Origin of the sequence: Lacinutrix sp., from assembly GCF_023299985.1 — a bacterium.
Classification (GTDB): domain Bacteria; phylum Bacteroidota; class Bacteroidia; order Flavobacteriales; family Flavobacteriaceae; genus Lacinutrix.
Genome location: NZ_JALZVX010000108.1, coordinates 1 through 6,430, shown reverse-complemented (window position 1 = coordinate 6,430; position 6,430 = coordinate 1). Strand labels below are relative to the sequence as shown.

Sequence of the window (6,430 nt, the reverse complement as noted above, 5' to 3'; positions counted from 1 at the left end):
GCTGCTAAGTATAAAAAACCTAAAACGCGAGGAGATAAAAACTATCATAAATACAACAAGAATAAGTAGCAATTAACAAACAGTCTCTAGGAGACAGTTTGCAGTTGCTTACTCGAGTTTTTAATATTAATAATTATATTTTTTAAATTCCATTTCTAGTTCAATATCCTTCCATATAAAATATTACCTTTAGTTTTTCGTTTGTTATAAAACGCTCTAAATCTAACTAATGTCTGCTGCTATTTTTAATTTACTACCTAATTTACAACCGTTTCATCACGACACGCATTATGACAATTTATTTTTAAATCAGCAATGGGTTTTAGTAAATGGCATATCTAAAAAGAAAGCTATTTATGTTTTTAAAGATAAAAATACGCTTCAAATCTCTGAAAACGAAACAACCACAGAAACATCTTGGTGTATTAAAAGCAAAAACACTTTTTCTATTTTAACCGAAGATGGTGAAACTACTGTTAAAGCCTATTTTAAAGATCTCGATGTTTTAATACTTAATAGAATACAAACAGACGATTGTGCTATTTTTATAAATGAAAGCAGTTATTCTAATACGTTAAACTCAATAGAAGATGTACAACAGTTTCTTCACGAAAAGTATAAAAATAAGGCTAGTAATTTAATTTACGTCCATGAGTTTTATTATATAGAGCAATCTAAAGAATTTGGGCCTTTTACAGTTGAACAACTAACAAATAAAGTAAAGTCTAAAACTATTAGTCCATACTGTTTTGTTAGAGATGTAAATGAATACAACTACATTAACCGATTAAGAATTAAAGATTTAATTAAAGAGCTTTAATAAAAAAGAGCTTGCATGAGACTTGTTAAAAAACTAGTCTCTTTCTACTATTTCGTCTTTAACAAGATATTCAAGAACAATTTTTTTCATTTTTAAAGCATCTTTTCTATTCATTTTAAAATCGGTGCGTATTAAATCGTGATTTTGTCGTAGCCAATTCTTAAACTTAACGTAAGTGTTCTTTCTTTTGTTTTGATAAAGGTCGTAGCGTTTGTTTTTTGTATTTATTATTTTAATAATTTTTCCATTAGAAATTACAAATTTCTTTTTGCATTTATAAGGCATGTTGCCTAATAGCTCGTCTAAATCTGAGTAGTAAATTGAATTAACTACTACTTCTTTACTACTAGTACTAATAATTTCAATCTCTTCGTACTCATGCATTACATTTGCCCATGAGTAAGCTTTTGAAAAATCTCTCTTACTTGAATTAATTGGTAATTTATACCAACTTTCAATATAATTTTTGTGTAAGGTATTTAGGGTAGCTGTCGAATCTTTTTTATTAAAGTTTTCTATAAACTGTTCAACAATCTCTGTGTTTTTGTTTTGAGAATTACTAATAGATAGAAATAAGCAAAACACAATGGCTAAGTAGGTAGTTTTCATAATATAATAAATTTAATTTGGGGATTTAAATTTATTAATAATGACGCTTAAAAACAAATATATTCGTTAAAGTGACAATAATTTTAACATACTCACTGTTTCCTTAAATTTAGTTTGAATATATAATTGTATAATTATGTGGTAATTGGTTAGTGGTTTTTAAGATTAGGCTTCAGTTGTTCCTGAGTTCATCTCGTTCCCATTCATAAAAAATTAAATGGATTGAAGCTTTGTTGGTATTTATCTATAATTATTGGAGGTAGATTTTAGGGTAGTATGAGAGTGAATACTAAATAAGAATAAACAAAAAACGAGCCCAAATTGAGCTCGTTTATATATTATAAGATTCCTTTTTATAAAGGAATGAGATTACACATGCAAAGCACGATCCTCGGTTGCAGCTAAAGCCGCTTCTTTTACAGCTTCTGCAAAAGTTGGATGTGCGTGAGACATACGTGAAATATCTTCAGCAGATGCTCTAAATTCCATAGCTACTACTGCTTCTGCAATTAAATCTGCACAACGTGCACCAATCATGTGTACACCTAGAACTTCGTCTGTTTTTTCATCGGCTAAGATTTTTACAAATCCGTCAATATCTCCACTTGCTCTTGCTCTTCCTAAAGCTCTAAAAGGAAACTGTCCTGTTTTATATGCAACACCATCTGCTTTTAATTCTTCTTCAGTTTTACCAACTGCTGCAACTTCTGGCCAAGTGTAAACTACTCCTGGAATTAAGTTATAATCTATATGTGGTTTTTGTCCTGCTAACGTTTCAGCTACAAAAACACCTTCTTCTTCTGCTTTGTGTGCTAACATTGCGCCTTTTACAACATCACCAATAGCGTATATGTTAGATACATTTGTTTGTAAATGGTCGTTTGTTTCTACTTGACCTCTATCTGTTAATTTAACACCAGCAGCTTCAAGGTTTAAACCATCTGTATAGGGACGACGTCCAACAGAAACTAAACAATAGTCTCCTTTAAATTCTACGTCTTCTCCTTTTTTGTTTTTTGCTTTTACAACAACCTCATCACCTTTGCGCTCAACAGATTCTACCTTGTGAGACAACATCATCTTGCATTTTGCTTTTTTAAAGACTTTATTTAACTCTTTAGATAAGCTAGCATCCATTGTTGGAATAATTCTGTCCATATACTCTACAACAGTAACTTCTGCACCTAAACGACGATACACTTGACCTAACTCTAAACCAATTACGCCTCCACCAATAATAATTAAATGCTTAGGGATTTCTTTAAGCTTTAAAGCTTCGGTAGATGTTATAACGCGTTCTTTATCTAATGTAATAAATGGTAAGTTTGAAGGCTTTGATCCTGTAGCAATAATGCTATATTTAGCTTCAATCTCTGTAGATTTTTCACCATCAATTTTTATATGTGTAGCATCTTTAAAACTACCAACACCTGTAAAAACATCGATGTTGTTTTTTTTCATTAAAAAATCTATTCCACCAGTAGTTTGATCGACAACTGCTTGCTTACGACCTATCATTTTCTCAAGATTAACCTTGATTTCTCCTGGTATTTCTATACCATGATCTGCAAAATGCTTTGTTGCTTCTTCGTAATGATGAGAAGAACTTAATAGCGCTTTACTTGGTATGCAACCTACGTTTAAGCAAGTACCTCCTAAGGTTGAATATTTTTCAATTATTGCTGTTTTCATGCCTAGTTGTGCACAACGTATTGCTGCTACATATCCTCCAGGTCCTGAACCAATTATGGCTACATCGTATTGACTCATAATATTTTTATGTTTCGCTTTCGCGGAAATTAATTTTACTAATAATGGCTACAAAAATACAATTTTGAATGTTTAATACCGAATTTTAAAACTCATTATTATATGATAATTATTTACTTTTTTACTCTATGTTTTTTAAAACCCATTCTAGTTCTGGATCATAACCATTTAAGCGATCTTGATAAGTAGGTGTTATCTCTACATCTGGTTTTACACCATAGCCTTCTGTTTCTGTTTTGTATTTAGAATCTATATGTAATAATCCTATTCTTGCACGTACTTTTGTGTTAGGTAACTCATAAATTTTCATCACTCCTGCAACTGTACCATTATATGCACCTCCTGTTTCTTCTCCTACAAAAGTAGCGCGTTTACTACCTTGTAGTTGTGAAGATAATATAGACGAAGCAGAAAATGAATTACCATTAATTAACACATAAATTTCACCTTTAAAATTTAGTTGCTTTGACTCTTTCTCTTTAGCAGAGCTTAATCTATAATAAAGTTTCCCCTCTTTTTTACTGGTCTTAAATAATTCTATAGTACTTACAAATGGAGCTATTAAACCTGCAAATATTTTTAAACCTATAGGATTTGTATTACTCATTGTGCCTTTTAAAAATGGAAATCGAGTATTAGTTTCGCTTTTATTTATTAATGTATAGTTTTGATCTGTGAGAAAAGAATATAAATAATCAATTTCTTTTAAACGTCCTCCAAAGTTGTTTCTTAAATCGATAATTAATGTTTTGGTTTTAAGGGAATCTAAGGTTGCAAAGGTCTCATCATAAAATGCTTCAAAATTTCCATTTGTAAATCCTCTTATTTTAATTAGTGCAACTGTACTATCTTTTCCTACAAAATTTAAATTTCTGTTATATATTTCAACCTTAGGCATAAACCTTACAGGTCTTTTTCCATATTTACTATTAAATGCTCTTAGTGCTTTAGCTTTAGTTTTTTTTGCTTTTCGTTCTTGTTTAGTTAATTTTACTTTTGCTATAAGTTTAAGAGAATCCATTTTAATAGAGTCGCTCTTTATCTTTGCACTATCTCTATTAGCAACTCTTTTGTATTTTTTAATAAAAGTGGAATCTTTATTTTTTAATGTTAAAGAGATACTATCAAAACGTCCTTTATCGTATGCATAATAACGCATAAATCTATTACCAACTACTCTATTATGAAATGTAGTATTGTATCCATCTGATGCTATAATGCGTTTATATTTTTTAATTAAATCTTGAGGTGTTTCATCTTCAATCTTTAAAACTTCGGCATTAATTAAAACAGAATCTTTACCTAAAGCATTAGCAATAAATAGTTTGTTTTCAAGATATTCAAAATCTAAATAGCTAATATCAAAGCGTAGCTTATTAAGTTTCCTTCTTTCTTTCTTTTCATACCTTTTACCTGGAGGAGCTAAAGACATGTGACCTTGTCCAACATACTTTGTTACTTGAGCTAATTGCTTGTAAAAAGTACGGCTATCCATAGGTTTATTAATTGCTGTTTTTAGGCTATCAAACTTAAAGTCTAGATCCTCTTTAGTAGTAAACTCATATAAATGTGGATGATTTCGCTTTAGTTGTTTGTAAACCTTATCGATATCTTCGTGCAAATCTGCAACTGGATGTAATTTAGTAACTTGTAAATTATGTTTTTCTACACTAGAACAAGAGTTTAACAGTAATGTAATACTTAGCAGAATTAATAACGTTTTACAAATATGTATTGTATTTAGCTTAAGGAATATGTGAGTTTTTAATTTCATTGATGATGATGATTAATTATTAGCTTACATTAATTATAGACGCAAAATAAACAAAAAAGGTTGCTTTGGGTATTATTTTTTAACTTGGGAAACCAAGCATTTCTCCCATACCAACTGTAAATAACCAACAACCATAAATAGCATGCTCTATAGTTACTAAAAGCGTTGATTTGGTTTTTTTATAAGTGATTGCAAATAATAATCCACCAAAAAAAGTTAATACAATTACTAGTGCGTTTTTAAAAAATAGATGCGCCAAAGAAAATACTACAGCATTTACAAAAATGAATAGATTTTTATTTTGAAATAACGTTTCATAGCGTTGAAAATAAAAGGTTCTATAAATTAATTCTTGTGGATAAACAGAGAAGAAACTATAAAAAAACAAGATGACTAACCATAATATTGGTTTATTTAATACAACAGTAAATAACTGATCTTTATCTGTAATAAAAACATATAAAGCAGTTAATAAAGCAATGGCTATACCCTTTATAACGGTTTGTTTACAAAATGCTTTCCAATTTATATTTTTAGTAATTCTAAATTTATTTTTATCAATTTTTAAAAGCACGTAAAGAATGTAACCAAAACCAAAAGTCCCTATTATCATTTTTATCCAAACCGGAAAATCTATTACAAAACTTACAGGTACTAAAATGAAGATTACAAATAATTCTATAAGCTTATAATTGGTAGATTGGATCATTTTTATTTAAAATTTAAACCGAAATTGCAGTTGTATGTTTTACCTCATTAATCATAAACATACTATGTGTACTGCCTATATGATTAATAGTAGTTAATTTTTCTACCATAAACTCTCTAAAAGCTTCCATATCTTTCACTAAAACTTTTAGTAAATAATCGTAATCACCACTTATATGAAAGCATTCTAAAACCTCTTCTAATTTTGCAACATCTTTCTCAAAACTAACTACATATTCTTGAGTGTGTTTCGATAGTTTAATATGACAGAAAGCAACAAACGATTTTTCTATAGCTTCTTTTTTAATTAAAGCAACATAACTATCTATTACTCCGTTATTTTCCAATTTTTTAATACGTTCATAAACAGCAGTAATAGAGAGGTTTAATTTACCTGAAAGCGCTTTGTTAGTTTGTTTACAATCTTCTTGTAAAAGTTCTATTAATTTGGTGTCTATAGCATCGAAATTCATAATCTAAAAATTTTTCAGTTGAAATAATAAATTTAACACTTTTTATTTAAAATAAACTGTCAATTAAATATTTTTAAGTTTTAAAAACTAAATTTAAACAAATCTATTGATTATTAATCTAAAATATGTCAATTTTACATTATAATAATCATTACTATCAACTTTTAAAGATATAAAATTATGGCATTTAAACCAGCAAATAACATTCAAGATTTACAATACTTCGGTGAGTTTGGAGGTGTTAATCCTTCAATTTCAGATTCCTCAACCTATACT

Annotated in this window: 6 protein-coding genes; 1 reads left to right on the top strand and 5 read right to left on the bottom strand. The window is 28.9% G+C overall.

From position 1 onward, the window contains the following. Positions 1–229 precede the first annotated feature (229 nt). On the top strand, positions 230–820 hold the full coding sequence (locus Q0C58_RS05460; RefSeq protein ID WP_290698552.1) for a hypothetical protein: 591 nt from the start codon (positions 230–232) through the stop codon (positions 818–820). A 33-nt stretch (positions 821–853) separates the two neighbouring features. Here the strand turns inward: Q0C58_RS05460 and Q0C58_RS05455 are convergent, their stop codons facing one another. The 5 genes from Q0C58_RS05455 to Q0C58_RS05435 form a co-directional block, all read right to left on the bottom strand. Further along, positions 854–1,429: a hypothetical protein gene (locus Q0C58_RS05455; protein WP_290698549.1), complete on the bottom strand. Its 576-nt coding sequence runs from the start codon at positions 1,427–1,429 to the stop codon at positions 854–856. Positions 1,430–1,798: 369 nt separating this feature from the next. Next, positions 1,799–3,199: a dihydrolipoyl dehydrogenase gene (gene lpdA, locus Q0C58_RS05450; RefSeq protein WP_290698546.1), complete on the bottom strand. Its 1,401-nt coding sequence runs from the start codon at positions 3,197–3,199 to the stop codon at positions 1,799–1,801. 121 nt (positions 3,200–3,320) lie between these two features. Continuing rightward, positions 3,321–4,973: a S41 family peptidase gene (locus Q0C58_RS05445; protein WP_290698543.1), complete on the bottom strand. Its 1,653-nt coding sequence runs from the start codon at positions 4,971–4,973 to the stop codon at positions 3,321–3,323. A gap of 79 nt (positions 4,974–5,052) precedes the next feature. Beyond that, positions 5,053–5,682, bottom strand: a complete 630-nt coding sequence (locus Q0C58_RS05440) for a CPBP family intramembrane glutamic endopeptidase (protein ID WP_290698540.1) — start codon at positions 5,680–5,682, stop codon at positions 5,053–5,055. Positions 5,683–5,695: 13 nt separating this feature from the next. Then, complete coding sequence (locus Q0C58_RS05435) at positions 5,696–6,154, bottom strand: Lrp/AsnC family transcriptional regulator (RefSeq protein WP_290698537.1); 459 nt, start codon at positions 6,152–6,154, stop codon at positions 5,696–5,698. Positions 6,155–6,430: the final 276 nt, after the last annotated feature.

Bases quoted from the DNA above. Each gene is read 5' to 3' on its own strand.
- Q0C58_RS05460 (WP_290698552.1), top strand. From the start codon at position 230: ATGTCTGCTGCTATTTTTAATTTACTACCTAATTTACAACCGTTTCAT.
- Q0C58_RS05455 (WP_290698549.1), bottom strand. From the start codon at position 1,429: ATGAAAACTACCTACTTAGCCATTGTGTTTTGCTTATTTCTATCTATT.
- lpdA (WP_290698546.1), bottom strand. From the start codon at position 3,199: ATGAGTCAATACGATGTAGCCATAATTGGTTCAGGACCTGGAGGATAT.
- Q0C58_RS05445 (WP_290698543.1), bottom strand. From the start codon at position 4,973: ATGAAATTAAAAACTCACATATTCCTTAAGCTAAATACAATACATATT.
- Q0C58_RS05440 (WP_290698540.1), bottom strand. From the start codon at position 5,682: ATGATCCAATCTACCAATTATAAGCTTATAGAATTATTTGTAATCTTC.
- Q0C58_RS05435 (WP_290698537.1), bottom strand. From the start codon at position 6,154: ATGAATTTCGATGCTATAGACACCAAATTAATAGAACTTTTACAAGAA.